The sequence below is a fragment of the Streptomyces sp. NPDC001544 genome, assembly GCF_042894285.1.
In the GTDB taxonomy this organism is placed as follows: Bacteria; Actinomycetota; Actinomycetes; order Streptomycetales; family Streptomycetaceae; genus Streptomyces.
Genome location: NZ_JBIAVN010000007.1, coordinates 46,884 through 70,248, shown reverse-complemented (window position 1 = coordinate 70,248; position 23,365 = coordinate 46,884). Strand labels below are relative to the sequence as shown.

Annotated in this window: 18 protein-coding genes; 12 read left to right on the top strand and 6 right to left on the bottom strand. The window is 70.6% G+C overall.

Annotated elements, in window-relative coordinates:
- Window positions 1-115: 115 nt before the first annotated feature.
- The gene (locus tag ACFY0F_RS19655) at window positions 116-466 is read left to right on the top strand and encodes an ArsR/SmtB family transcription factor (RefSeq protein WP_388795439.1); all 351 of its coding nucleotides are present in this window, start codon (window positions 116-118) and stop codon (window positions 464-466) included.
- A gap of 151 nt (window positions 467-617) precedes the next feature.
- Window positions 618-2,786, top strand: a complete 2,169-nt coding sequence (locus tag ACFY0F_RS19650) for a SpoIIE family protein phosphatase (RefSeq protein WP_388795436.1) — start codon at window positions 618-620, stop codon at window positions 2,784-2,786.
- Between the two features lie 33 nt (window positions 2,787-2,819).
- Here ACFY0F_RS19650 and ACFY0F_RS19645 read toward each other — a convergent pair whose 3' ends face one another.
- The 4 genes from ACFY0F_RS19645 to ACFY0F_RS19630 form a co-directional block, all read right to left on the bottom strand.
- A complete protein-coding gene (locus ACFY0F_RS19645) occupies window positions 2,820-4,313 on the bottom strand; it encodes a cellulose-binding domain-containing protein (RefSeq protein ID WP_388795433.1) in 1,494 nt (497 codons plus the stop codon).
- Between the two features lie 391 nt (window positions 4,314-4,704).
- Window positions 4,705-6,024, bottom strand: a complete 1,320-nt coding sequence (locus tag ACFY0F_RS19640; protein ID WP_388795430.1) for a radical SAM protein — start codon at window positions 6,022-6,024, stop codon at window positions 4,705-4,707.
- Window positions 6,025-6,114: 90 nt separating this feature from the next.
- Window positions 6,115-7,185 carry a LacI family DNA-binding transcriptional regulator gene (locus ACFY0F_RS19635; protein WP_388795427.1) on the bottom strand — a complete coding sequence of 357 codons (1,071 nt, stop codon included), beginning with the start codon at window positions 7,183-7,185 and terminating at the stop codon, window positions 6,115-6,117.
- On the bottom strand, window positions 7,182-8,189 hold the full coding sequence (locus tag ACFY0F_RS19630; RefSeq protein WP_388795424.1) for a hydroxyacid dehydrogenase: 1,008 nt from the start codon (window positions 8,187-8,189) through the stop codon (window positions 7,182-7,184). Before ACFY0F_RS19630 ends, ACFY0F_RS19635 begins: the two co-directional genes overlap by 4 nt.
- A 108-nt stretch (window positions 8,190-8,297) precedes the next feature.
- On the opposite strand from ACFY0F_RS19630, the gene ACFY0F_RS19625 reads away from it, so the two are divergent.
- The 10 genes from ACFY0F_RS19625 to ACFY0F_RS19580 all read left to right on the top strand — a co-directional run bounded on the left by ACFY0F_RS19625 (window position 8,298) and on the right by ACFY0F_RS19580 (window position 22,120).
- Complete coding sequence (locus ACFY0F_RS19625; protein ID WP_388795422.1) at window positions 8,298-9,542, top strand: FAD-binding protein; 1,245 nt, start codon at window positions 8,298-8,300, stop codon at window positions 9,540-9,542.
- A gap of 150 nt (window positions 9,543-9,692) precedes the next feature.
- A complete protein-coding gene (locus ACFY0F_RS19620) occupies window positions 9,693-10,934 on the top strand; it encodes an ROK family transcriptional regulator (protein ID WP_388795419.1) in 1,242 nt (413 codons plus the stop codon).
- A gap of 10 nt (window positions 10,935-10,944) precedes the next feature.
- Entirely contained in the window at window positions 10,945-12,804 is a 1,860-nt protein-coding gene (locus ACFY0F_RS19615) for a glycoside hydrolase (RefSeq protein WP_388795416.1), read from the top strand.
- Window positions 12,805-13,047: 243 nt separating this feature from the next.
- On the top strand, window positions 13,048-14,313 hold the full coding sequence (locus ACFY0F_RS19610) for an ABC transporter substrate-binding protein (RefSeq protein ID WP_388795413.1): 1,266 nt from the start codon (window positions 13,048-13,050) through the stop codon (window positions 14,311-14,313).
- 20 nt (window positions 14,314-14,333) lie between these two features.
- Window positions 14,334-15,299 carry a carbohydrate ABC transporter permease gene (locus tag ACFY0F_RS19605; RefSeq protein ID WP_388795411.1) on the top strand — a complete coding sequence of 322 codons (966 nt, stop codon included), beginning with the start codon at window positions 14,334-14,336 and terminating at the stop codon, window positions 15,297-15,299.
- Between the two features lie 17 nt (window positions 15,300-15,316).
- Window positions 15,317-16,189 carry a carbohydrate ABC transporter permease gene (locus ACFY0F_RS19600; RefSeq protein WP_388796208.1) on the top strand — a complete coding sequence of 291 codons (873 nt, stop codon included), beginning with the start codon at window positions 15,317-15,319 and terminating at the stop codon, window positions 16,187-16,189.
- 12 nt (window positions 16,190-16,201) lie between these two features.
- Entirely contained in the window at window positions 16,202-19,081 is a 2,880-nt protein-coding gene (locus ACFY0F_RS19595; RefSeq protein ID WP_388795408.1) for a glycoside hydrolase family 2 TIM barrel-domain containing protein, read from the top strand.
- 313 nt (window positions 19,082-19,394) lie between these two features.
- Window positions 19,395-20,720 carry a jacalin-like lectin gene (locus ACFY0F_RS19590; RefSeq protein ID WP_388796205.1) on the top strand — a complete coding sequence of 442 codons (1,326 nt, stop codon included), beginning with the start codon at window positions 19,395-19,397 and terminating at the stop codon, window positions 20,718-20,720.
- A 76-nt stretch (window positions 20,721-20,796) separates the two neighbouring features.
- Window positions 20,797-21,441, top strand: a complete 645-nt coding sequence (locus tag ACFY0F_RS19585) for a TetR/AcrR family transcriptional regulator (protein WP_388795405.1) — start codon at window positions 20,797-20,799, stop codon at window positions 21,439-21,441.
- Window positions 21,434-22,120, top strand: coding sequence for an alpha/beta fold hydrolase (locus ACFY0F_RS19580; protein WP_388795402.1), 687 nt, complete (start codon window positions 21,434-21,436; stop codon window positions 22,118-22,120). The genes ACFY0F_RS19585 and ACFY0F_RS19580 overlap by 8 nt, the downstream gene beginning before the upstream one ends.
- Window positions 22,121-22,128: 8 nt before the next feature.
- Here ACFY0F_RS19580 and ACFY0F_RS19575 read toward each other — a convergent pair whose 3' ends face one another.
- Complete coding sequence (locus tag ACFY0F_RS19575; RefSeq protein WP_388795399.1) at window positions 22,129-22,893, bottom strand: isocitrate lyase/phosphoenolpyruvate mutase family protein; 765 nt, start codon at window positions 22,891-22,893, stop codon at window positions 22,129-22,131.
- Window positions 22,890-23,360, bottom strand: coding sequence for a hypothetical protein (locus tag ACFY0F_RS19570; RefSeq protein WP_388795396.1), 471 nt, complete (start codon window positions 23,358-23,360; stop codon window positions 22,890-22,892). Before ACFY0F_RS19570 ends, ACFY0F_RS19575 begins: the two co-directional genes overlap by 4 nt.
- Window positions 23,361-23,365: the final 5 nt, after the last annotated feature.

Below are 23,365 nucleotides of genomic sequence, written 5' to 3'. Positions count from 1 at the left end.
CGTGGTCGGTGCGGCACGCGAGGATGGGGCACATGTTGTCGATGAGTGGGCGCATGCGAGAGGCCGCGGCCCGGCCGGTGGGGCCGTGCCGCTGTGCCGGGGAGGGGACGGCACGGTGAGTACGCCGCTGTACCGGCTGAAGGCCGAGTTCTTCAAAACCCTCGGCCACCCTGCCCGCATCCGCGTCCTGGAACTGCTGAGCGAGCGCGAGCACGCGGTGGCGGAGATGCTGCCCGAGGTGGGCATCGAGCCGGCGCACCTGTCCCAGCAGCTGGCCGTGCTGCGGCGGGCGAACCTGGTGCGGACCCGGAAGGAGGGGTCGAACGTGTACTACTCGCTGGCCAGCCCGGAGGTGGCGGAGCTGCTGCGGGTGGCGCGCTCGATCCTGTCGGGCGTGCTGGCCGGGCAGGCGGAGCTGCTCGCCGATCTGAAGGCGACCCAGCCGGAGAGGAGACCGCCGTCGTAGCGACGCCCCTCGGACGACGATCGCGTTCCCGGCGACGGGACGCCGCCCGCTCCCCCCGACCGCCCGCTCCCCAGCCGGGACGCATCCGGCGGGTCGAAACAGCCCGAATATGTGTCAAAGTGGACGAGTGGGACAGGAGAGGGTGCCTGTCATGTCCTCATGTTTCGAACCCCGCAGTTCCGCCACCGACTCGCTCACCATCAACCCGGGGAGCGAGGAGTACGCGGACCTCTTCGACCAGGCCCCGGTGATCTTCGCTGCTCTCCGTGGCCCCGCGCATCTGCTGGAGGCGGCGAACCCGGCGTTCTTCGAGACCGTCGGCTGCGACCGCGACCGCGTCGGCGAGCCGATCGCGCAGGTGGCTCCGGAACTCGCCGCGCAGGGCGTCATCGACCGGCTCGACGAGGTCTACCGCACCGGTGTCCCGTACCGGACCCGGGACGGACGGCTGCTGCTGGGCGGGCCGGGCCGGCAGCGGGAAGGGTTCTTCGACTCCACCTACGAGCCCCGCCGGGACGCGATGGGCCGCACGGACGGGGTGGTGGTGATCGCGGTCGAGACCACCGCGTCCCACCACGCGCGTCTCCTGGCCGCCGAGCAACGTGTACTGCTGGAGCAGATCGCGGGCGACGCCCCGCTGGACGAGACCCTTGCCCGCATGGCCACGGCGATCGAGGCGCTCTCCCCGGACCTGATCGCCTCGGTACTGCTCGTCGACCCGGACGGACAGCGTCTGCGGCACGGCACCGCCCCACGCCTGCCCGACTTCTACAACGAGGCGATCGACGGGACACCCATCGCCGAGGGCGCCGGATCCTGCGGCACGGCCGCCCACCGGCGCCGACCGGTGATCGTCACCGACATCGCCACCGATCCGCTGTGGCGGGACTACCGCGAACTGGCGTCACGGGCCGGGGTCGCGGCGTGCTGGTCCACTCCGATCCAGGGCGCGGACGGCCGGCTGCTGGGCACCTTCGCGATGTACCACCGCACCCCCATGGTGCCCGCGGACAAGGACGTGGCGCTCAGCGCGGCGTTCGCCCGCATCGCCGCACTGGCCGTCGAACGCCACTGCGCGATGGAGGCGAGCCGGGCCGCCCAGGAGCGCGAGAGGGAAGCCCGGGAGGATCTGGCCTTCCTGCTGGAGGCCAGCACCGCCATCGCGAGCGAGACGCACTATTCCGACAGTCTGCAGCGTATGGCGCGGCTGACCGTTCCGGCTCTGGCGCCGCTGTGCTGCGTCCATGTGGTCGAACGCGCCCAGCCGCAGCGCATCGCCGTCGCCACGACGAACCGGGACGGGGAGGAGCTCCTTGCGTCCGCCGCGCTGCGTGCCGAGGTGGACGCCGCGGTCGCCCGCGTGCTGGCCTCGGGCGCCACCGAGACCGTGCGTACCGGGGACCGCTGCTCGCAGCTCGGCGTCACGGGTTACGTGTGCGTGCCTCTGGCCACCCGGGGCCGCGCCTTCGGAGTGCTGACTCTCCTGGCCACCGGGCCGCCCCTGGACCGTCGCACGATCGCCCTGGCGCAGGAGCTCGCCCGCCGGACCGCGTCGAGCGCCGACAACGCCCACCAGTTCACCGACCGCGTCCGGCTGGCACGCGATCTGCAGGCAGGGCTGCTGCCTCCGGAGCTGCCCGGGATTCCCGGGGCCGACCTGGCGGCCTCGTACCATCCGGCGGGGGAAGGGCTCGATGTCGGCGGCGACTTCTACGACGTCTTCCCGCTGCCCGGCGACCGGTGGGCGCTCATGATCGGCGATGTGTCCGGGCGCGGCGCGCTGGCCGCCACGACCACCGGGATCGTCCGCCACACCGCACGCGCCGCCGCTCGTCTCCTGAACGACCCGGTGGCCGTGGTCGCCGCCATCAACGACGCTTTGGCCCGGAGCACCACCGATGAGGACCAGTTCGTCACGCTGGTCTACGGCGAGTTGCGGCACACCGCCTCCCACCTCGCGCTACGCCTGATCCGCGCGGGCCACGTCCCGCCGCTCGTGCGCCGCGCCGACGGCACGGTCGTGGAGTTCGCCGAACCGGGCCGGCTGCTGGGCATCGGTCCCGACCCCGGCTTCCGTACGTGCGACGTCGAACTGCACCCGGGTGACAGCCTGGTCCTGGTCACCGACGGCCTCACCGAGGCACGTTCGGCCGACGGCGAGTTCTTCGACGAGGACCGCCTGACCGGTGCGCTTGCCGCCGTCCGGGCCGGTCGACCCACCGCCGCCGCCCTCATCGAGTCCGTCACCGCCGCGGTCACCGCGTTCGCGGGCAACGCCACCGTCGACGACCAGGCCATACTGGTCGTCACCGCGACCTGACGGTCCGGGGCCGGCGGGGTCCGCCCGAGCACGTCACTGCGCGCAGCTGCTGCCGTTGAGCGTGAAGTCGTACGGCTCGGCGTTCTTGCCGTGCCAGGAGCCGAGGAAACCGAAGGACAGGCTGCCGTCCGCGGCGACGGACTTGTTGTAGTCGGCGGCCTCGGCGGTGACGCGGGAGCCGTGCTGATCGAGGCTCGCGTCCCACATCTGACCGACCGTCTGGCCGTTGTGGAAGGACCACGCGACGCGCCAGCCGGACAGGGCCTCACTGGTGGTGACGGTGACGGTGGCCTGGAAACCGCCGGGCCACTGGTTGACGAGGTCGTACTGGACCCGGCAGACGGGCGCGGCAGCGGAGTCGGAGCCGGAGGGGTGCGGGCCGGGACTGGCGTGGGCGGTGGAGGAGGAGGTGCCCTGCGGTTCCGGGTCGGAGTCCGCGGGATCGGACTTGGTGGCCGGGCCGCGCGTGGTGGGGGCGGCGGAGCGGGATGCGGAGGCCGAGGGCAGCGGGCCGGCGGTCGGCAGGGAGGGGCTGGGGTCGGCGACCGGCTGGCGGTCGTCGTGGGCGGCCGCGCCGGTGTCGTCGGAGGAGCCGAACGGCATCATCGACGCGCCGAGCGCCAGCAGCGACAGCAGCACCGCGGCGCCGAGCAGGCCGTGGCGCACCACCCGGCTGCGCTCGGTGCCGTCCGTGGGCTCCCCGGTCTCCGAGGCCTTCTTCTTGGGGCGGTCCGTCCCTTGGCGCACCTCCACCGCGCGACGCCTGCGCTCCAGATAGGCGAGGCCGCCCCAGCCGATCACACCGCCGGCCAGCGCCGCGGGCGCGCCGCCGCCGTGCAGCCGCAGGCAGGCGGCGGCCTCCGCGCACTGGACGCAGGTGGCGAGGTGCCGGGAGAGGTCGCCCGGTGTCTCGGCGGCGGGTGAGCGGGTGACCGCGTCGAGGAGACGCGCGTAGCTGCGGCACTGCGTGTCCATCGGCGAGTCGACGTGGGCGCGGTGGCAGCGGTTCCGGAACAGGGCACGGACGTGGTCCAGTTCGAGGGCCGCGGCGGCCGGGTCGAGGCCCAGGCGGCGGGCGACGTCGGGCAGCGGCATCGCCTCCACCTCGGCCAGCCACAGCAGCGAGGCGTCCGACTCCTGCATGTCCTTGAGACCGCGCAGGGCGACCGGGCGCATCAGGGGCGGTCCGGTGTAGCGGGCCGCCTTGTCGGAGTTGAGCCACAACCTGAGGTCGGGGTCGAGCCGGTGGCCGAGGCCGCCGGCCTCCCAGGCCGCCGCCGTGGTGCGTACGGCGGTGAGCAGCAGGGGGATCATGGGCAGCCGGGCCGACCTGCGACCGGCACCGCGCCCGGTTGCCGCCTCGGCGGCCCGGGCCTGCTGTATGCCGAGCGCGAAGGCATCGGTGGCCAACTGGTTGGCCGAGGCGGCGCCGGAGGTGCACAGATCGGCATAGGAGAGCACCGCGTCCCAGTACTCGGAGAACAGCGCGGCCTCGGCGGCATCCTGAGGCTTCGGCAGGTCGGGCATGGGTCTCCTGCATCCACGAGCGAGGTCAACTCACCATGTGTTCAACGGAGTTGGGGGAACCTCACAGCAGGGCCCGAGCTTTTCACGTCCTCGACACAACTGACAAGCGGCATATTCAAAACCGGTTGCCGATGACATCGCGACAGGTTTTCCCTACGCTCCGTCACCAGCGGTCAGCCGGTTCGTCAACCGCCGTACCCGGTCGCCGGAACGCTCCACGACCCCGCCCCCGGGTGTCAGCCGATGATACGGACACCGACAACCGGTACGGGCGCGGGGTCGTGGATCGCGGTCCGGTCGCCGGAACGCCGCCGAGTCCGCCGTGACCCACATCTCCGGGGTCCTGTACGGACGCGACAGCGTTTCGACTCAACCGTCCGTCAAGGGAGTTCTACGCCTCCACCGGTTGCTGCGCCGGGAGACTGTCCATGAAGGAGCTGACGGAGAACACGGCGCGGCCGGGGCCGGGCGGGCCGTAACCGGGCGGGGAGGACAGGCCGAAGTCGTCCATCGTCTGCCGGTAGGCCTGCAGCAGCCGGATGTGGTACTCCAGCGGGGCGCCCTGCGGGTTGGCCTTGCCGAGCGGGGTGGTGGGCTCCGGGCACCAGGTGGTGAAGCGGGGCGTGATGCCGTGCGACATGAAGAAGCGCAGGCCCTCGGTCGTCGACGCGATCGCCTCGTCGACGGTGGTGAAGCCGAACGGCTCGGCCATCTCCACGCCCGCGACGAAGTTGGGGATGACGTTGCGCGCGCCGAACACCTCTGCCGAGTCCAGGATCCGCTTGTGCCACTCGTCGCGGCCGACGTAGCGCTCCTTGCCCGGGCAGTACAGCTCGAACAGACGGCGGTCCCACACCTCGTAGTTCGGGTGGTAGATCTGCACGCCGTAGTCCTTGAACCGCTGCACGTCGTCGCGCGGCAGCGCCTGGGCCACGACCTTGCCGATCCAGCGGCCCGGGAAACGCTCCTCGATGGCCTTGGCGTAGTGGCCGTAGAAGTCGGCCTCGTCGCGCCCGGCGACCGTCTTGGTGATCGCTCCGCCGGTGAGGGTGTAGGCGGTGGACGCCTTCTGGGTGTCGTAGCGGTCGATGATCTCCAGGGCCTCGAGGACCTCCTCGACGTCCTTGACTCCTGTATACGGTCGACCGGCTGCCTTGTGCTGGCGCCAGTTGTGGTTGATGTCGCAGTACTGGCACTCCTCCTTGGCGCCGAAGTACTGGCAGACCCGGAAGACGGTGAGGTAGATCAGATAGCCCCACTGGATGGTCGGGGCGACCTCCATCACGGACTTCCCGTTGGACAGGGTGTGCCGGTAGTACTCCGGCATCGGCGGCACGCCGACGTCCGCGATCCGCTTGCCGTCCAGGTACAGCCCGAGCATCCCCTCGTCGTCGGCGGCGACCCGGTAGGGGGATGCCGGGTTGACGCGTACGGAGACGACGGTGCGGCGCAGGTCGTACGGGCCTCCGGTGAGGATGATCTCCTCCGGGGGCCGCCTGAGCGCGGCCTCGCCGAGCTCGGGCAGGGTGCCGTGGTCGAAGGAGAAGATGAAATACGACTTCGGTTTGACCTCGCCGCTCTCGTTGTCCGACAGCGCGGACGCGTCGAAGGCGACCCCGCCCCGGAGCAGGTCCTCCTTGAAGACGGCTTCCCGCGGCACGTGCGGGAACCGCTCCATCAGATCCTCGACCAGCGCGGTGCGGCTGCCCATCCGTATCTCCTCCCGGCGTACGCGTTCGACTCCTCACGGTATGCCCCTGCCTGTACGGCTGTCCGGGCGGGTCCCCCATGGGCGTGGCGGTCAGCCGGTACCGGCCCGCCGGGTCGAGTCCCGCAGCACCACGTGCGTGCCCAGCACCAGGTGCTGGCCGTCGGGCAGCTCGTCGCGGTGCAGGGCCAGGCGGACCGCGGCGCGGCCCAGCTCCTCCTGGGGCACGTGGACGGTGGTGAGGGCGGGGTACACGTCGCGGGCGACCGGGATGTCGTCGTACCCGGCGACCGCGATGTCCTCGGGGATGCGGCGGCCCGCCTCGCGCAGGGCCTGGACCACCCCGGTGGCGATCATGTCGGTGGCGGCGAAGACCGCGGTGAACCGGCTGCCGGAGGCGAGGAGTTCCTGGGTGGCCCGGTAGCCGTACGAGCGGGAGAAGGTGCCGTCGACGATCAGGGCGGGGTCCGGGGCGAGACCGAGGAGTTCGTGGGCCCGGGTGAAGCCGCGGATGCGCTGGCCGCTGGTCGACAGGCCGGGGACCCGGCCGAGGTAGGCGATGCGCCGGTGGCCGGCCGAGAGCAGATGGGTGGTCAGGGCGAAGGCGCCGCCCTCGTTGTCGTAGTCCACGACCGTGGCGGGCACGCCCGGTCCGAGCGGCGGGCGGCCGACCAGGACCAGCCGCGAACCCGCCCGGTCCAGGGCGTGCGCGAAGTGGGTCATGCGGTCCTGGTAGGCCTTGTCCTCCCAGGCGCCGCCGACCACGATCACCGCGTCGGCCCGCTGCTCGCGCATGGTCTCGACGACGGCGAGGATGCGGCGCGGGTCGCCGTGCGTGGTGCACAGCATGCACAGCCGGCCCTCCGCGGAGGCCTGTTCCTCGACCCCGCGGGCGATGTGGGCGTAGAAGGGGCCGGTGACGTCGTCGACGACGAAGGCGACCGTCTTGTTGGTGGCGCCGCCCAGGGCACGGGCGTGCGCGTTGACCACGTAGTCCAGTTCGCGCATGGCCTTGAGGACCCTGGCGCGGGTGGCCTCGGCCACCGGGTAGGTGCCGCCGAGGACGCGGGAGACGGTCGACGCGGAGACCCCGGCGCGCGCGGCGACGTCCCGCACGGTCGAGGCGTCCCCGGCCGCCGCCTGCGTCCGCTTCGCCGTCGTCACGCCGCCCGCTCCAGCACGGTGTGGTCGATCGCGTGGACCAGCTCGCCCCCGCTCACCAGCCGTGCGGCCTCGTCCACGACCGTCTGCCCGAGGCGGGCCACCTCGTTGCCCTGGGAACCGGCGAGATGGGGCGTGATGAAGGCGTTGGGCAGGTCGAACAGCGGTGAGTCGGCGGGCAGCGGCTCGGGGTCGGTGACGTCGAGGACGGCGCTCAGCCGTCCGGCCCGCAGCTCCGTGAGCAGGGCGTCGTGGTCGACGAGCGCGCCCCGGGCGGTGTTGATCAGAACCGCACCGGTGGGCATCAGGGCGAGCTCGCGGGCGCCGAGCAGATGCCGGGTCTCCGGGGTCTGCGGGGCGTGCACGGTGACGATGTCCGAGGTGCGCAGCAACTCGTGCAGCGGGACGAGGGGGACGCCGAGCCGTGCGGCCTCCGCCTCGTCGACGTAGGGGTCGGACAGGCTCACCCGGAGGTCGTGGGGGCGCAGCAGCTCGATCAGCCGGCGGCCGATGCGCGAGGCGCCCACGATGCCGACGCGGCGGCCGTAGTTGCCGATGCCGGGGAGGATGTCGCCGTAGGGGAACTCACGGCGGGTGCGGAGCTGGTCGCGGTAGCCGAAGACGTCCTTCCCCGCGAGCAGGATCATGGCGAGGGTGTACTCGGCGACGGGCAGCGCGTTGGCGTCGGCGGCCGAGGAGACCGCGATGCCCCGCTGCCAGACCTCCGGTGTGGTGAAGCCCTTGACCGAGCCGGCCGCGTGCAGCACCGCGCGGAGCCTCGGGGCCGCGTCCAGGACGGCCGCGTCCAGCCGGGGGCAGCCCCAGCCGGTGATGAGCACCTCGGTGCGGGCCAGCGCCTGACGGATCCGTGGATCGGTGAAGTCCTGCGCCACCAGAGTGGGATCGATTTCTACGCACTCGCGCAGCCGCGCCAGCACCTCCGGCGGGAAGATGTGCGGCACGTTCTGGTCCGTCATGGCGAACAATGCCTGTGGACGCTCGGGCAAGGAAGTGGCCTTCCGGCTCGGTGACGCATGGAGAGCAACCGGTCTCTACGGTAGGCGGCGGCGAATGAGAGGGTCAATGAATACGCATTCACCGGGAGGGGCAGAGGGATGACTCAGTCGGTCACCAACTGGGCGCGCAACATCACCTACACGGCCAAGGAGTTCCACCGCCCGCATACGCCGGCCGAGCTCGCGGCCCTGGTCGCGGGCAGCGCGAAGGCGCGGGTACTGGGCAGCGGGCACTCCTTCAACACGATCGCCGACCCGGGCGCCGACGGGATCCTGCTGTCGATCGCCGGCCTGCCGCCGGTGCTCGACGTGGACACCGCGGCCCGTACGGTACGGGTCTCGGGCGGCGTCCGGTACGCGGAGCTGGCCCGCGCCGTCCACGCGCACGGCCTCGCCCTGCCCAACATGGCGTCCCTGCCGCACATCTCGGTGGCCGGTTCGGTGGCGACCGGCACCCACGGCTCCGGCGTCGGCAACGGGCCGCTGGCCTCGGCGGTGCGCGAGGTGGAACTGGTCGTCGCGGACGGCTCCACGGTGCGGTTCGCGCGCGGCGAGGACGGCTTCGACGGCGCGGTCACCTCTCTCGGGGCGCTGGGCGTGGTCACCGTGCTGACGCTGGACCTGGAACCGGCCTACGAGGTCGAGCAGCGGGTCTTCACCGAGCTGCCGCTGGAGGGGCTGGACTTCGAGGCGGTGGCGGGGGCCGCGTACAGCGTGAGCCTGTTCACCGACGCGCGGGCGGCGGGCTTCCGGCAGGTCTGGGTGAAGCGGCGCACCGACCAGGCGCAGGTGGACTTCCCGTGGGCCGCGCCGGCCACCGAGGCGCTGCATCCGGTGCCGGGGATGCCGGCGGTGAACTGCACCGAACAGTTCGGGGTGCCTGGGCCGTGGCACGAGCGGCTGCCGCACTTCCGCGCGGAGTTCACGCCGAGCAGCGGGGCGGAGCTGCAGTCGGAGTATCTGCTGCCGCGGTCGGCCGCACTCGATGTGCTGTATGCGATCGACGGGATCCGGGATACGGTCGCGCCCGTACTGCAGACCTGTGAGGTGCGGACGGTCGCCGCCGACCGGCAGTGGCTGAGCCCGGCCCACGGGCGGGACTCGGTGGCCGTGCACTTCACCTGGATCGAGGACGCGGCGGCGGTGCTGCCCGTGGTGCGGCGGCTGGAGGAGGCGCTGGCCGGCTTCGATCCGCGGCCGCACTGGGGGAAGGTGTATGCCATGTCCGAGGACGATCTCCGTCGGCGGTATACACGTCTCGGCGACTTCCTGGCGCTCGCGCGCTCCCTCGACCCGAGCGGCAAGTTCACCAACGCCTTCGTCCGGAACGCCCTGGGCGGCTGACCGGGGAGCTGGGCGCCTGACCGGGGAGGCGACTTTATAAAGCCCCTTTCCTAACCCCTTGTCGAAAGCCTCGGCCACCCCATAGCCTTGCGCCGCGCCGGTGCCGATGCCGCCCGGCACGGCCTGGCAGCGATGGGAGGGGCAGCCTTCGTGAAGCGCACATCACGCGACATCCGCACCGCGAACCGCTACGAGGTGCTGCGCCAGATCATCGCCGAGTCTCCCACCTCCCGCCAGGAGCTGGCGGCCGCCACCGGGCTGAGCCTGGCCACGGTCGCCACCCTCGTCGGCGAGCTGCTGGACCTCAGGATGATCACCGAGGTGGGGTTCGAGGACTCGGCGGGAGGCCGTCCCCGGGGGCTGGTGGCCGTCAACGCGTCGGGGGGCGCGTTGATCGGTGTGGACATCGCGGAGACGTACGTCCACGTGGAGCTGTTCGACCTCGCGCTGAACGTGCTGGCCCGCGCCGAGGAGGACATGCGCCCCGGCGAGAGCCGCCCCGAGCAGGTGGTCGGCCATGTCGCCGCCGCGGTCGGCTCGGTGGTCGCGCAGGCCGGGGTGGAGGCGGCCTGCGTGCTCGGGGTCGGGGTGAGCGTGCCGGGGCAGGTGGACCGGGACACCGGCATCGCCGAGTACGCGCCCAACTGGGACTGGCACGACGTACCACTGCTCGACCTGCTCTCCGAGCACATCGCCTACCCCCTCTACCTGGACAATCCGCTGCGCGCCTGTGCGGTGGCCGAGTTGTGGTTCGGGGCCGCGCGCGGGCGCGGGGACGCCGTGGTGGTGAACCTCGGCACCGGAGTCGGCGCCGGTCTCGCGCTCGGCGGCGGACTGCACCGGGGGGTCAGCAACAGCGCCGGGGAGTGGGGTCACACCACGCTCGTGCTGGACGGGCGGCTGTGCCACTGCGGCAACCACGGCTGTGTGGAGACGTACGTGGGCGCGCCCGGCATCATGCAGAACCTGCGCGAGCTCAGCCCGCAGAGCACGCTGCTGCACCCCGAGGACCAGACGGCCACCGTCGACGCCCTGGCCCGGGGGGTCGCCGCGCACGACCCGGTGGCCGTCAAGGTCGTCCGGGACACCGCCCGCTATCTCGGTGCCGGTATCGCCGACCTGGTCAACCTGCTCAATCCCGAAGTGGTCGTGCTCAGCAGCTGGGTCGCCGCCCGGCTCGGCGAGCCGCTGCTCGACGAAGTGCGCGAGGCCGTCGCCCGGCACGCGCTCAGGCGGCCGCTGGCCGCCACCGAGATCGTCCTCTCCCCGATCCCCACCGATCCGGTGTGCCTGGGCGCGGCGACGTTCGCGCTGGAGGGCGCGCTGCAGTCCGTCGGGCAGAGGACCAGCGCAAAGCGCACCGCAAGGAGCCGTACCGCCACACCTTCATGACGACGGAAGGATGCACGTGCCTCACCCCCGCACCAAATCCACCCGCTCGAGGAGACCGCTCCTCCTGACGGCCGCGGCCGCACTCGCCGTCACCGGACCCCTGGTGTCCGCTCCCGCCTCCTCGGCCGCCACCCCCACGGCGGCCGAGGTCTCCCCCCACGCCGCCCAGACCATCGACGACATCGGTGTCTCCGGCGCCTGGTGGGTCAACGACCTGCGGCACTTCTCGCCCAAGGTCCAGGCCCGGGTCGCGAAGCTGCTGTTCTCCGCCAAGGGCCTGTCCTTGAGCTCGTACCGCTACAACATCGGCGGTGGCGGTGTCGCCGTCACCACCCCGGCCCGGGCCGCCGAGGACTTCCTGAGGCCCGACGGCGGCTACGACTGGAGCAAGGACGACGGTGGCCGCACGTTCCTCCAGTACGCCGCGGAGTACGGCGTCAAGGACCTGATCGGGTTCGTCAACAGCGCGCCCGCCCGGTGGACGACCAACGGGCAGAGCTGCGGCGGGCAGTTGAAGCCGGAGAACGAGGCGGACTTCGCCAAGTACATAGCCGACGTCACCGACCACTTCGCCGGCAAGGGTGTGCGGCTGGACTACATCAGCCCCTTCAACGAGCCGGACAACAGCTTCGCGGACTGCGGCCAGGAAGGCATGCCCGTACCGGTGGACCAGCGTGACGACATCGTGCGCGCGCTGGGTGCCGAGCAGAGGGCACGGCACCAGAAGACCGGCATCATCGCGGACGAGTCCAGCAAGACGACGCAGTTCACCTCCGAGCTCCCGCAGTGGATGTCGCAGCCGGACACCGCGCAGTACGTGTCCGCGCTGGCCCACCACACGTACAACAACCCCGACGACGGCCAGCTCGGCAACGTCTACGAGACGGCGAAGACGGTCGGCAAGAAGTCCTGGGCCACCGAGATCTGCTGCTTCGGCAAGGGCTCGACCGGCTGGAACCAGGAGTACGACCCGACCATCGACAACGCCCTGCTGATGTCCCGGATCATCTACAAGGACTTCGCGAGCTCCCACGACTCGGCGTTCCAGTGGTGGGTGGCGCTCGCGAGCGGGTACGGCACCGATCCGAACACCAGGAACGACCAGGGCTGGAACGACGGCCTGATCTATTACGACCCCGACTACGCGACGAACGGCAACCAGAGCCTGTACTTCACCAAGCGCTACTACGCGCTGGGCCAGTACAGCAAGTTCGTGACACCGGGGTCGGTGGCGCACGACGTGACCGGGGCGCCGGCCGGGGTCGAGGTGTCCTCGTACGACCGCGACGGCAAGTGGGTGGTCGTGGTCAACAACCACAACACCACCGACACAGCCCTGAACCTGCACTTCAACGGCAAGGCCCCGAAGCGGACCAGGGAGGCCGTCCGTACGTCGGCCACCGAGAACTGGGCGGACGTCGCCAAGCCGTCCGTCAGCGGCGGCACGGTGTCGGCCACGCTCGCCGCACGGTCGGTGACGACGTACGTCTTCGACCAGAAGGGGCAGGGCAGTTCGGACCTGACCGGCGCCTGGCAGGGAAAGCAGTCGGGCAAGTGCCTTAACGCGGACGCCTCCGGGGCCACCATCAGCACCTGCACGGGTGAGGCCGGGCAGTCCTGGTCGTACGACGCCAGGGGCGCCCTGAAGGGCCCCAACGGGTACCTCACGGCCGGGAGCGGGGGTCTGACGACATCGGCCGCCTACACCGGTGACGCGAGCCAGCGCTGGCTGCTCAACGCCAACGGGCAGATCCTCAGCGAGGCGTCGGGCAAGTGCCTGGACGTCAGCGGGCAGTCGACCGCCGACGGCGGCAAGGTGATCCTCTACAGCTGCAACGGTGGCAGCAACGAGGTGTGGACCCGGCAGTAGACGCCCCTCCCCCGTGACCGAGGGCCGTCGGCCACTTCCCTGACCCGGCGGCCCTCAACGCCTTTGCCGTTTCACCTTGTTCGTCATGCCGAACGGTACACAACGCTTCGAGCAGACTTCGTCCAACCCCTTGCCGAAGCCTTAGCCGAAGGTTAACGTCCCGCACCGCAGGCACAGCAATTCCAGCCATCGGGCGCTGAAGCAAAGAGCCGCAGCACCACGCGACAAGACAAGGACGTCAGCATGTCGGCAATGAGCAGCAGTAACTGGGACCGCCGATCGATCTTCAAGGCCGCAGCGGGCCTGGCCGCCGCCGGCAGCCTTGCCGCGTGCGGCAGCAACAACGGCCGCGGCGGGAGCGGCGGATCGGGCAAGCACCTCACCCAGATGTTCCACGCCTACGGTGAGGCGGGGACGGAGCAGGCGGTCAAGCGGTACGCCGCCGCGTACAAGGGCGCCAACGTGGCCACGCAGTGGATCACCAGCGCCGACTACGAGAGCAAGCTCTTCGCCACCCTGCTCACCGACAACGCGCCCGACCTGTTCGAGTTCCACCCGCAGATCCAGATGGTCAAGAGCGGGCAGGTGGCAGACCTGTCCGACATCGTCAACCCGGTCAAGGACGACTTCAACGCGGCCGACATCAAGTCGCACACGGTCGACGGGAAGATATACGGCGTCCGGATGATCGACGACCCGCAGTTCTTCTTCTACCGGCCCTCGCTCTTCAAGAAGGCCGGGGTGAAGGTCCCGGAGACCCTCGACGAGCTGATCGAGGCCGCCGCCAAGCTCACCACCGGCAAGGTCAAGGGCCTGTACCTCGGCAACGACCTCCACGCGATCATCAACCCGCTGATCTGGTCCGCGGGCGCCGACACGCTCGACGACAAGAACCAGATCGCCTACCACACCCCCGGCGTCGTCGAGGGTCTGAAGAAGATGCGCAAGCTCTTCACCAGCGGCCACCTCCTCCTCGGTGCCCCGACCGACTTCTGGGACCCGTCCTCGCTCACCCAGGGCCTGTGTGCCATCCAGTTCTGCGGCATGTGGGCGATGCCGCAGTTCCAGAAGGCGCTCGGCGACGACATCGGGATCTTCCCCTTCCCGAAGACCATCGACTCCGGCAAGCCCTCCGTCTACAACGGCGGCTGGTCGATGTTCGTCAACGCCAAGGGCAAGAACGTCGACGCCGCCAAGGAATACGTGAAGTGGCTGTGGATCGGCCAGAAGAAGTACCAGGAGGACTGGGCCACTTCGTACGGCTTCCACATCCCGCCGCGCACCTCGATCGCCGCGTCCGCCACCAAGCTCAAGTCGGGCCTGCCGGCGCAGGGCGTCAAGCTCTTCAACGAGTTCGGCCACTTCGACAACATCGGCTGGACCCAGGCGATGATCCAGGCGACGTGGGACCTCCTCGCCAACTGCGTCCGCAAGAGCGGCGACCCGGAGAAGGCGCTCGACCAGTGCGACAAGACCGTCAACCGCGAGCTCAAGAAGCTCTTCGGATAGGCGGCCGGACGGACCACGCCATGTCGACGACGACTACTCGCGACCTCGCGAACCCCGCCCCGGCGAAGGCCCACCCGGCCAAGCCGCGGCGGGGGCTGTGGGGCAGCCGCACCTTCAACTTCTGGCTCTTCTCCGCCCCGTTCCTCATCGGGCTGATCATCTTCGTCTACGTGCCGATCGGCTGGAGCGTCTACCTCAGCTTCTTCGACGCACGCTTCACCGTCACGCCGGACAAGTTCATCGGCTTCGACAACTACACGTACATGCTGACGGACCCCAAGTTCGTCGGATCCCTCGGCACCTTCACCGCGTTCGCCGCGTTCATCGTGCCCACCACCTGGGCGATGTCGCTGGGCCTCGCCATGCTGGTGCACCGGCTCAGGTTCATGCGGGCGTTCTTCCGGTCGGTGTTCTTCCTGCCGACCGCGTGCAGCTATGTCGCCGCGTCCCTGATCTGGAAGATGTCCATCTTCAGTGGCGTCCGCTTCGGCCTGATGAACACGATCATCGGCTGGTTCGGGGTGGACAACATCGCCTGGCTGGCTTCCCCCAGCCCACCCTGGTACTGGCTGGTCATCGTCACGGCCCGCCTGTGGCTGCAGTCCGGCTTCTACATGATCCTTTTCCTGGCGGCTCTGCAGAACATCCCGACCGAGCTGTACGAGGCGGCTGCCATCGACGGCGCCAAGCCGGGCTGGCAGACCTTCCGGTACATCACCCTGCCCCAGCTACGGGCCACCACGACCGCGGTGATCCTCTTGCTGCTCATCGCCGCTTACCAGGCCTTCGACGAGTTCTACAACCTGCTGGACAAGACGACCTGGGGCCGGCCGCCGCTGGTCGAGCTGTACTACACCGCCCTGGGCACGGAACAGGACTACGGCGCCGGCAGCGCGGGAGCCGTCATCCTGACCCTGCTGATCATCGTCGTCACCCTGTTCCAGGGGAAGATCCTGGGCTTCGGAAGGGGGGACGAGTCCAAGTGACCGCCACCACGCCCGACATACGCGAGACCGCGCCCTCGAAGGGAACGCGCCGGAGCAGGCGCAGCGGCGGTGTCATGGGCGCCGCCGGCCTCTACGTCGCCGCCGGAGTCGCCGCCTTCCTCTTCCTGATCCCCTTCTACATCCTGGTCCGCAACGCCCTCTCCACGGACGCCGCGATCACCGGTGAGCACTGGGAGTTCTTCCCCACGCACCTGCAGTGGGGCAACATCAGCGAATTGTTCGACGACCCGCAGGTGGACTTCGGGAAGTCGCTGCTGAACTCCCTGGTCGTCGCCGTCTCCATGACCGTCGGCATCCTTCTGGTCTGCTCCCTCGCCGGCTACGCCCTGGCCCGCATCCCGTACAAGCACGCCAACAAGATCTTCTACGTCGTTCTGGGCACCCTGATGGTCCCGACCTCGGTGACCTTCGTGCCCAGCTTCGTACTGGTCTCATCACTCGGCTGGGTGGACACCTATCGCGGTCTGATCATTCCGGGCCTGTTCAGTGGTTTCACCTGCTTCCTGTTCCGGCAGTACTTCCTCGGCTTCCCGAAGGAGCTGGAGGAGGCGGCGCGGGTGGACGGGCTGGGCTACTGGGGCGCGTACTGGCGTATCGTGGTGCCGAACTCGCTGAACTTCTTCGCGGCCATGGCCACCATCACCTTCATCAGCGGCTGGAACGCCTTCCTGTGGCCACTGGTCATCGGCCAGGACCCGGGTTCGTGGACCGTCCAGATCGCGCTCTCCTCGTACATGACCAACCAGACGGTCGTCTTCCACACGATCTTCATGGCCACTGCCATTTCCATCCTGCCCCTGTTGTTCGTGTTCCTCTTCCTCCAGCGCTGGCTGGTCCAGGGGATCGCACAGACCGGTATCAAGGGCTGAGCTAGGAGACCGATGTCTTTCCGTACCGCCACCGACTATGTCGAGGACGTCTCGCCGGGCAGCGGCAGCCTGCCGCCGCGTGCCTGGTACGCGTCCTCGGACGCGAGGACCCTGTCGCTGAACGGCAACTGGCGTTTCAGACTGTCCGCGACGGTCGACGCCGAGGACGACTCCTTCGCGGCGCAGGGGTACGACGCCGGTGACTGGGCGGAGGTGTCGGTCCCCGGCCACTGGGTCCTCCAGGGGCACGGCTCCCCCATCTACACCAACCACCTCTATCCCTTCCCGGTCGACCCGCCCCGGGTCCCGACCGAGAATCCGACCGGCGACCACCTGCGGTTCTTCGACCTCCCCGAGGGCTGGGACCTGGAGGCCGGCGGGGCGGTGCTCCGCTTCGACGGTGTCGAGTCCTGCGCCCGCGTCTGGCTGAACGGCACGGACATCGGCGAGTTCAAGGGCTCACGGCTGCCGCACGAGTTCGCGGTCGGCCATCTGCTGAAGCCCGCGGGCAATGTGCTGGCCGTCCGCGTGCACCAGTGGTCGGCGGGCTCCTACCTGGAGGACCAGGACCAGTGGTGGCTGCCGGGCATCTTCCGTGACGTGACGCTGCTGCACCGCCCGGCGGACGCCGTCCTCGACTTCTTCGTGCACGCCGCCTACGACCACGTCACGGGCGAGGGCACCCTGCGCGTCGACTCCGACGTCGACGGGCGGGTGATCGTGCCCGCCCTGGACATCGATGTCGCGACCGGCGAGTCCGTGACGGTGCCGGTCGAGGCGTGGACGGCGGAGACGCCGAAGCTGTACGACGGTGTCCTGGTCACCGAGGGCGAACGGGTGCCGCTGCGCATCGGCTTCCGCACGGTCGTCCTCCAGGACGGCCTCATCAAGGTCAACGGGAAGCCCGTCCTGTTCAAGGGCGTCAACCGTCACGAGTGGCACCCCGAGAAGGGCCGCGCGCTGGACCTGGAGACCATGCGCGAGGACGTGCTGCTGATGAAGCGGCACAACATCAACGCCGTCCGCACCTCCCACTACCCGCCGCACCCGGCCTTCCTCGACCTGTGCGACGAGTACGGGCTGTGGGTGATCGACGAGTGCGACCTGGAGACCCACGGCTTCACCGAGCAGGCCTGGCGGGACAACCCCGTCGACGACGACCGCTGGACCCCGGCCCTGCTCGACCGCGCCGCCCGCATGGTGGAGCGCGACAAGAACCACCCGTCCGTCGTCGTCTGGTCCCTCGGCAACGAGGCGGGCACCGGCCGTGGTCTGACCGCCATGGCCGAGTGGATCCACGGCCGGGACTCCTCACGGCTGGTGCACTACGAGGGCGACATCGACTGCCGTGACACCGACATGTACTCGCGGATGTACGCGAGCCACGCCGAGGTCGAGGCAATCGGCAAGGAGCTGGACGGCGGTACGCACAAGCGCCGTGAACTGCCCTTCATCCTCTGCGAGTACGGGCACGCCATGGGCAACGGCCCCGGCGGCATCGCCGACTACCAGCGGATCTTCGAGTCGTACGACCGGCTCCAGGGCGGTTTCATCTGGGAGTGGATCGACCACGGCATCAAGGACGAGCGGTACGGCTTCGCGTACGGCGGCGACTTCGGCGAGGAGCTGCACGACGGCAACTTCGTCTGCGACGGACTGCTCTTCCCCGACCGGCGGCCCTCCCCCGGTCTGGTCGAGTTCAAGAAGGTGATCGAGCCGGTCCGTATCGGGGGCGACCTCGCCGACGGGACCGTACGGATCACCAACAGGCACGACTTCGCCGACCTGTCCGGGCTGGCGTTCGAGTGGTCGTACCAGGTGGACGGCGAGACGGTCGAGTCGGGCCCACTGTCCGTGCCGTTGCTCGCCGCCGGCGAGTCGGCCGACGTGAAGCTGCCTCAGCCGCCTGCGGCGGGGAGCGGTGAGACGTGCTGGACGGTACGGGCGCTGCTCGCCGCCGACACGGCGTGGGGTCCGAAGGGCCATGTGGTGGGCTGGGGCCAGTTCCCCGTCTCCGCCCGGCAGGTGCCATCGGTCGCCGCGACCGCCCGGCCGGTGAGCGGCGAGGGGCTGATCACCCTGAGCCCGGCCTCCTTCGACGCCCGCACCGGGGCGCTCCGGTCGGTCGGCCCGGTCGAGGTCACCGGGCTGCGTCTCGACGTGTGGCGGGCGACCACCGACAACGACGACGGCGCGGCCTGGCAGACGGACGTCCGCCATGCCGAGCTGTGGCGCAAGTTCGGCCTGCACCGCATGCGGCACCGCCTCGACGGGGTGGAGGCCGACGGGGATGCACTGACCGTACGGACGCGGGTGGCGCCGGCGGCCTGGGAGGTGGGGCTGTCGACGGTGTACCGGTGGACGTCCGACGGAGATCGTCTACAGCTGGCCGTATCCGTGACACCGGACGGCGACTGGCAGGAGCTGCCGCTGCCCCGGCTCGGCATCCGCTTCGGGCTGTCCGGCGCGGACACCGACGCGGTGAGCTGGTTCGGCGGCGGTCCCGGCGAGGCGTACCCGGACACCCGGGCGGCGTCGATGGTCGGCCGCTGGCAGTCGACGGTCGACGGTATGCAGACCCCGTATGTCCGTCCGCAGGAGAACGGCGCCCGTGCCGACGTCCGCTGGGCGGAGCTCGGCGGGCTGCGTATCGAGGGTGACCCGGAGTTCTTCTTCAGCGCCCGGCGCTGGACCACCGAGCAACTGGACGCCGCCGCCCACCGCACCGACCTCACTCCGGGCGAGACGGTCTGGGTCCACCTCGACCACGGCCAGCACGGCATCGGCACCGCCTCCTGCGGCCCTGGCCCGCTGCCGCAGTACCACCTGATCGCCGAGCCCGCCGAGTTCTCGTTCGTCTTCTCGAAGACCGACGGCCCGACGGGGTCCTGAGACACCGGCAGGCCTCTCAGGTCAACCGCCCACACCCGCGTACGACCACGCGCCCGTAAAACCAGTGGCGCATGGGACGTACGCGGGTGTGGGCTTGTTCCGTCCCCCGCTGTTTCCCGCCGTTTCCCCGCGCCCACGGTGTACGACCACGAGGAGCGCGGCGCCGCCTGGTCGGCCCTCGCGGCTGTGACGGCGGACTGTCCGGCGCGGCGGCACCAGGACGTCACGCACAAATGTTGAACAGTTTTCTCAACTGGCCTTCAAAAACAGGCCTGTTGACATGAACATGGGCCCCATGCGACCCATGCGACCCATGCGACAACTCCTCGGCACCCTCGCGGCGGGCACGCTCGCCCTGGCCGGGCTCACCGCGTCGGCCGGCACCGCGCAGGCGGAGACCGCTGCCGCCTCCGGCACCTTCAACGTGCTGACCTACAACGTGGCCGGTCTCCCCGAGGGCCTCAGCTCCAGCCACCCGGCGACCAACACGCCCCTCATCTCGCCCCGGCTGGCGCCCTACGACATCGTGAACGTCCAGGAGGACTTCAACTACCACGCGGCCCTGTACGCGGGCGACAACCACCCCTACCGCACCGCGACCAGCGGGGGCGCGGCCTTCGGTGACGGTCTCAACACGCTGTCCCGCTATCCCCTCGACGACTTCGAGCGCGTCAAGTGGAACAACTGCACGGGCACCAACTGCCTGACCCCGAAGGGCTTCACGCTGGCCCGGGTGCGGCTGGCCGAGGGCGTCTACGTCGATCTGTACAACGCCCACCCCAACGCGGACGACACCGACGACGCCCTCGCCGCCCGCCGCGCCAACATCGCGCAGCTCTCCGCCTTCATCCAGGCGAACTCGGCGGGCAACGCGGTGATCGTCATGGGCGACACGAACACCCGCTACACCCGCACCGCCGACAACATCCGCACGCTCGTGAACGACAACGGGCTCACGGACGCGTGGGTGAAGCTGATCAAGGGTGGTACGGCTCCGGCGCAGGGCGCGGACCCGCTGCTGTGCCCGACCTCCGCGCCGTCGAACGACTGCGAGGTGGTCGACAAGGTCCTCTACCGGAGCAGCAACCTGGTCTCCCTCTCCGCCACCCGTTACAACGACGAGTGGGCGTCCTTCCTGGACTCCTCCGGCGGCAACCTCTCCGACCACTTCCCGCACACCGTCGACTTCTCCTACACCCTCAACCCCAGGCTGCGGGCGAGCGACTTCTTCGGCGGGCCGCACGGCACCGCCTTCGACGACGCCGACGACCTGCCCGCCACGCCCTCACCGCGCACCCTCACCCTGCGCGGCGACTCCCGTCTCGACGCCGTGTCGCTGACGCACGACGGCGGCACCGCCCTGTCCCACGGCGGTTCGGGCGGCACGGCGAGCTCGCTCACCCTCTCCGCCGGCGAGCACCTCACGTCCGTGAAGCTGACCGAGGGTCAGAAGGACGGCCACACCCGGATCTTCTCCGCCGCCTTCACGACCGACAAGGGCCGCACACTGTCCGCCGGCACGGCGACCACGGACACCACCACCTTCACCGCCCCGTCCGGCTGGCAGATCGTGGGCTTCACGGGCCGTGCGGGCGAGGAGATCGACAAGCTGGGCGTGCTGTACGCACCGATCGGCTGACACCCGCACGGAGGGGCCATCCACCAAACCTAGATGGCCTAGGATGTAACCTAGGCATCCAAGGAGGTGGTGGCCCATGGTCCGGGCGGGACTCACCGTCGACCGTCTTGTCGCGGCGGCAGCCGAACTCGCCGACGAGGCCGGTTTCGAGAACGTCACCCTGTCCGCGCTGGCCCGCCGCTTCGGGGTGAAGGACGCGAGTCTGTACTCGCACGTCAAGAACCTGCAGGACCTGCGCACCCGGCTCGCGCTGTACGCGGGCGGCGAGATGGTCGAGCGGATCGCGGCGGCCGTGGCCGGGCGGGCCGGGAAGGACGCGCTGGTCGCCTTCGCGGGGGCGTACCGGGAGTACGCCCTCGAGCGGCCCGGCCGGTACGCGGCCACCCAGATCCGCATCGACCAGGAGCTCATCGCCGGCTCCCCCGCCCTGCGCCGCACCGCGGAGGTCACCTACGGCATGCTCCGCGCCTACGACCTCGACGAGCCCGACCTCACCGACGCCGTACGCCTGTTGCGCAGCACCTTCCACGGCTACTGCGTCCTGGAGTCCACCGGCGGCTTCGGCGCCGCCCGTGACGTACAGGCCTCCTGGGAGCGGGCCGTCGACGCCCTGCACATCGCCCTCGCGCACTGGCCCCGGGAGGGGGACCAGGAGAGGGATCTGGAGAAGAACCTGGAGAAGAACCTGGAGAAGAACCTGGAGAAGAACCGTCATGACTGAGCCGCACTACGACATCGCCGGCCGCGGACCCGTCCTGCTCGTCGTCCCCGGCGGGGCCGGGCATCCGATGGGGCTCGGCCCGGTCACCGAGCGGCTGGCCGAGCGGTTCACCGTGGTGACGTACGACCCGCTCGGGCTCGCCCACGGACGGCTCGGCCGCCCGGTGGCGGACCAGCGGGTGGCGGGCTGGAGCGAGGGGGCGTACGCCGTCCTGGAGGAGGTGCTCCCGGCGGGCGAGTCCGCGAACGTCCTCGGGATGAGCTCCGGTGCGATCGCGGCCCTCGACCTGCTCGCCCGGCACCCCGGGCGGCTGCGGCACGTGGTCGCGCACAAACCGCCGTGCGTGACGCTGCTGCCGGACGGGACGGAGCAGCGGGCCCGGCTGGTCGAGGGGATGCGGGCGGGGCAGACGTCGGCCGAGGGACCCATGGCGGTGTTCCTCGCCCATGTCCTGGAGCCGTTCTCCGCGTACGCGCCGGCCTTCACCGCCTCCCCCGGCCGCCTCACGGTGGCCGCCGGGGCCGACTCCCGGGGCCAAGTCCTGTACGACACCGCCGTGTCGGTGGCCGAGCGGACCGGCGGGACCTTCACCGAGTTCCCCGGCGGGCACCTCGGCGCACTGGAGCACCCCGTGGCGTTCGCCGACCGGGTCACCGGGACGTTGATCCCGTCCTCCTGAGGGCGTGGTCAGTCCGGCCGTCGCGGTCGGCGCACCAGCGCCTGTACGTCGTCGTACGAGGGCACCGTGCCGTGCGGTGCCCGGCCGCCGCGGATGTCGGCCATCGCGTCCAGCGCGGCACCCAGTGCCCGGCGGTAGAGCAGGGAACCGAGACTGACGCGGCTCACCCCCAGATCGGCGAGGTGGGCGACGGTGGGTCCGGCCGGGGAGTAGAGGATGTTGAGGGGGACGTCGAGGTGCCGGACCAGCTCGGTGATCCCGCGCGGGTCGGTCAGCCCGGGGACGAACACCCCGTCGGCACCGGCTTGCCGGTAGGCGTCCAGACGGGGCAGTGTCCCCTCCCCCTCGCCCCGCCAGTACGTGTCCGCCCGCGCGTTCACGAAGAGACCGGGGGCGGCCGACTTCACCGCCGCGATCTTCGCCGCGTGCCGGTCGGACGGACCGTTGCCGTCCTCGAGGTTGATGCCGGCGGCGCCCACGGCCCACAGCTCGCGTGCCAGTTCCCCCACCTCGTCGGGGTCGTCGCTGAAGCCGCCCTCCGCGTCCACGGACAGCAGGAACGGTTCGGCGCCGAGGGTCGGGGCGAGTCGCAGGGTCTCCCCGCGGGTCGCGGCGGCACCGTCGGGCAGTCCCGCCGCCGCCGCGACACCGAGACTGGTGGTGCCGATCGCGGGAAAGCCCCGGGCCGCGAGGGCCACCGCGGAGGCATGGTCCCAGGCGTTCGGCAGAAGGAGGGGTTCGCCCGGGCGGTGGAGTGCGGCGAACGCCGTCACGACAGGTCACCGACGGCGTCGGCGTAGTACGTGGACTCGGAGAGGTGGCGGGCGAGTTCCCGGAAAGTCCAGCCCTCCCCCGGCGAGGCGTCGAGCTGCTCGACGGTCAGTGCGTCCAGGCGGTGCGCCCAGATCCGGGCGAGGCGGGTGAGGCGGCTGCGGGCCTCGTCCAGGTCCTCGGCCGTGAAGGGCGCGAGGTCGGCCGCGGTGGTGACGGCGGAGGCGTGCCAGTGGTCGGGCTGCGGCTCGACGCCCGCCAGCCGGGACTCCAGTTCGGCCAGGTGGTCGACCAGATGGTCGGCCACCCGGCGGATCGCCTTGTGCGGGGTGTAGACGCGGTCGTCGCTGTGGGCGAGCGTGCCGTCCCACGCGGTCCAGGTGGCGGCCAGCGCGAGCACGTGGTCGACCATGGCGGTGACGGACCGCGCGGGGGTGTCGGGTGTCGTGTCGGGTGCGGTGTCGGTCATGCCCC